General features: G+C 26.3%; 2 protein-coding genes. Both read right to left on the bottom strand.

Annotation, left to right across the window (positions count from 1 at the left end):
* Positions 1–392 precede the first annotated feature (392 nt).
* Positions 393–848 (bottom strand): hypothetical protein, encoded by a 456-nt coding sequence (locus tag IF125_RS14020; protein WP_171623988.1) that lies wholly within the window; start codon positions 846–848, stop codon positions 393–395.
* A gap of 67 nt (positions 849–915) precedes the next feature.
* Entirely contained in the window at positions 916–1,932 is a 1,017-nt protein-coding gene (locus IF125_RS14015; protein WP_171623989.1) for a replication initiation protein, read from the bottom strand.
* Between the last annotated feature and the right edge of the window lie 1,672 nt (positions 1,933–3,604).

The raw sequence follows: 3,604 nt of genomic DNA, 5'->3' as shown, positions 1-3,604 counted from the left end.
CAAAGACACATCTTGCTATTAAATACCGCCTACTTTTTTAGAACTCTGAAAAATACATTTAAGTATTGATAGTTAGTATTTTATAGGAATTTAAAAAGTTTATTATTTAATATCTTAACGCATTAATGCGGAAAAAAAAATAGAAAGATTAAAGCTGTTAATGTAATTGTATTATATTCAGTGCTTTATAGTGGTAGTAATCACTTTTTTTAAAAAAGAAAAAGTGATTACCTTATCTTATTTTACTTAGGTAGGATATTAGCCTTAAATTAAATTTTTGCTAAAAAATAACGCCTTTGCCCTACGGGACAATGGATTGATTTCTCGTCAAGGTCGCAATCAAAAATTAGTTATAATAAAGTGAAAAACTAACTAAATAAGGAAGTGTATATCTAAAATTGCCACCATCTTTTTTTCTTTTTCGGTATTTGTTCTGTTTGGTTTAATTCTGGTTCTTTTTTTGGGGCTTCTAAAAGGAGAATTGTCTTTTGTAGGTCGATTATTCTACCCTCTTTTTCTTGTAAAAGCAACTCTTTATTCTTTAATTCTTGTTCATGTAAAGATTTATTTAATCTTATTTCTTGTTCATATAGAGCAAGTTTAGTTTTTAAATCATTTAACTCATCATTAGTTGGTCTTTTGTTGGTCATGTCTATGTTTTGGGTAGGTCGTTTATTTTCTTTTTGTACAGCCTCATAGACAGAGAAAAGATAATTTACTTCAATTAAATTCTTATTCCCTTTTTTTTGGATATATGGCTTAGACTCTTCTTTTGCAAATAATCTTCGTATTGTTTTTTCACTTTTATTAGTTTTTTCGCAAGCGTTTTTTATATCAATGTAATTCATGAAGGTAATTTTTGTCTAGTTGGTCAAATGTAGGACATGTCTAGTAAATGACCATGTGTTAAGTCAGTCATTTATTTAAGTACTTTTCTTCAAAAATCTGTTCAGATTTCTTTTTTAAAGAACCAATAAGGTATGCTTTTAGATTTTTAATTTCATAGACTACAGATTGAGCTTTTAGTTCGACTAAGAAATCCAATAGTTCCTCTTCAGAAAGATGATTATATAGACTTTCAAATAAGCTAAGATTGTTGTTTAATTCTTTATCGGTAAACTCGTAATTGTACTTTAAATAATCTTCTATGTTTTTAGGAATAAACCAACGATTTGACATTTGTTTCATTACTTTTTGTTTCTTCAATGATTCATCTTCAAATTGCGGTTGATGGATCGGAATAAAACGAATACCTGTAATCTTTCGACCTGTTTTAATTCTCTCATAATAGAATGTATAAGGACTGCATTTATCAAGTTCAATTTTTGCAGGCTCTACAACTTTTTCTATAAATCCAGAAGGTCTGTTTTTATATTTACCGATTAGACCAAATATTTCTTTTAAATCATCTATAGAGTAATTTATAGGTTTTTTTTGGTTAGAAAGTAATTCATAAAATCTCATAGAATAAACACTTTCAAATTCCATTGCAGTTTTTAACTCGTATTTTTTAAAACCTTTCGAAAAATCTAAAAAAGCTTCTACAATTTCTTCTCTTAAAGTAAATTGAACATCTTCTTTGTACTTTTCTAACTCAGGGAAGTATAAAATATTAATAGTTTTCCATACTCTATCATCCTCATATTCAAATCCTTTTTTTTCTAAAGAAAGTAAAGCTTTTTTTATTTGAGCATGATTTTTATCTTCTTCATTTTTTTTGAATGCTGAAAAGGGAAATATGAATTCGAAAAGTTTTTTATTTCCGTGTTGGTACTCCCTTAAAGAGTATCTCTTATTTAACTCCTTCCCCTCTATTAAAGATTGCAATTGTTCAATGATTCGATATAGAATACGCTTTTCATAAACTGAATAATCATATTTCGCAGTTGTTAAAATATAAGATTGTAATACTTCTTTATTATTGATTTTCATATTAGTGAAACTTTACTACCACAAAGATAATACTTTCTACCACTTGTAAAACAGTAAGAGGTAGAGAGTATTATAAAAGTTGCAGTTGGGTTAAATCAAAGTATTATAAAAGTGGTAATAAAGTATTATAAAAGTGGTAGTAAGACTTTTTTCAATCCTTGTAATATATATGATATACATATATATATCCGTTTTTTGTCGAAAGCCGATAAGTAATGTTAGATAAGCTATGTTTAATTAATACAAAAACATGGTAATTTTTTAGTTTTTAAGGGTGTGATTTTCTTCGAAAAATCACTTTTTGGAGCTTGCGTGAAATGCACTGTTTTCGTTGGAGTGAAAAAAAACAAAACAAAAAAAAGGAAATAGCAGACCGCAGGTCGCACCAGGGGGGGCGGATTTTTTTATTTTTGATAAATTCATCTAATTTAATTAACTGATTTTTAATTCATTAATGTATTTTTGTTGCTCAAATTTAATGTTTAACCATAAATTTGAAAGCGAAACGATTTTAAAACGGCTTCTTTTGAGGTCGTTTTTTTTGCGTTTTAAGACATTTTATTTTTAATCATTAGGAAATTATAGCAAAAAGTATTTAAAGCTATTTAAAGCTAAATATTAACTATCTACAAGCTTATTCACTCCTTAATTTGAGTTAAAAACAAGTGGCTTTTTAATTATTAGATAAAATAACAATGAAGAATGACCAAAGTAAAACAAATCAAAAGAAAACAAAGGTAAGTTTCGCACCATTAAATTTTAGCATAAAGCCGTTTCACTTTTTATATAAAATTTAGTGATGCTGCACTTGTTGAAATGGCTTTCTTTTTTTTCGTTTTTTCTTTTCTAAAATGGTTTTTTTTAAGCTAAATTTTCTTAAAAAATATCTTAAAATTTCAATTAGATGCAAGATATGGATTTGTGTAGACACTCAAATCACAATATTGCCTTTTCAGAAAAAAGGAAAGTAAAAATCGGAACTCTTTTTTACGTGAAATTTGATAGTAATTGTGAGTAGCAAGAGGAAACAGCGGGAGCAGTTTGTATTTTATTGGTTATCAATATTTTATATATTTTTATTTTCTTAAAAATATATAAATCATATATAATTGTTTTAAAAATAATGTTAAACAACTTATAGTCAATTCGTTATTAATATATAGATAATATATTTTTACTCTTTCTACACGATTTTAAATTGTGAAATTGAGATGAAAAAATAGTATTCCGAATGAAAGTAGGAATAGCAAGACGGAATCGGGGAAACCCCGATTCAAAATTCTATTCCTTTGATTATTAGTGTTTTATAAAACAAAATACATACTTTTTAATTTAAAAAGTATGTATTTTAAGTGTAAATTACTGATATTAAGTATAGTTAGCTTGTTTTTTAACGGTATGTATTTTATAGAAATACTAAGTTGTATAAAATGAAATTTATCTAATCAAAAGAAAATATAACAAGGTGTTTTTTGTAACAAAAAAAGCTTAGAATAATGACATAAAAAAACCTCCATTTGGAGGTTTTGTATTTCTATTTTACATAAAATCTGTTATAAGAGTTTAATAAGGTTGATTTATTTGGATAAATATTTTGGTAGTTCAACCCCAAAAATAAATGGTTAGGATAGCGGATAGAATATCCATATTTTTTGTGTAACAAATGGTTTTT

The sequence above is a fragment of the Empedobacter stercoris genome (assembly GCF_020281205.1).
GTDB classification, from domain to species: domain Bacteria; phylum Bacteroidota; class Bacteroidia; order Flavobacteriales; family Weeksellaceae; genus Empedobacter; species Empedobacter stercoris.
The sequence above is the reverse complement of the archived record's forward strand: the minus strand, read 5'-3'. Positions and strand labels throughout refer to the sequence as shown.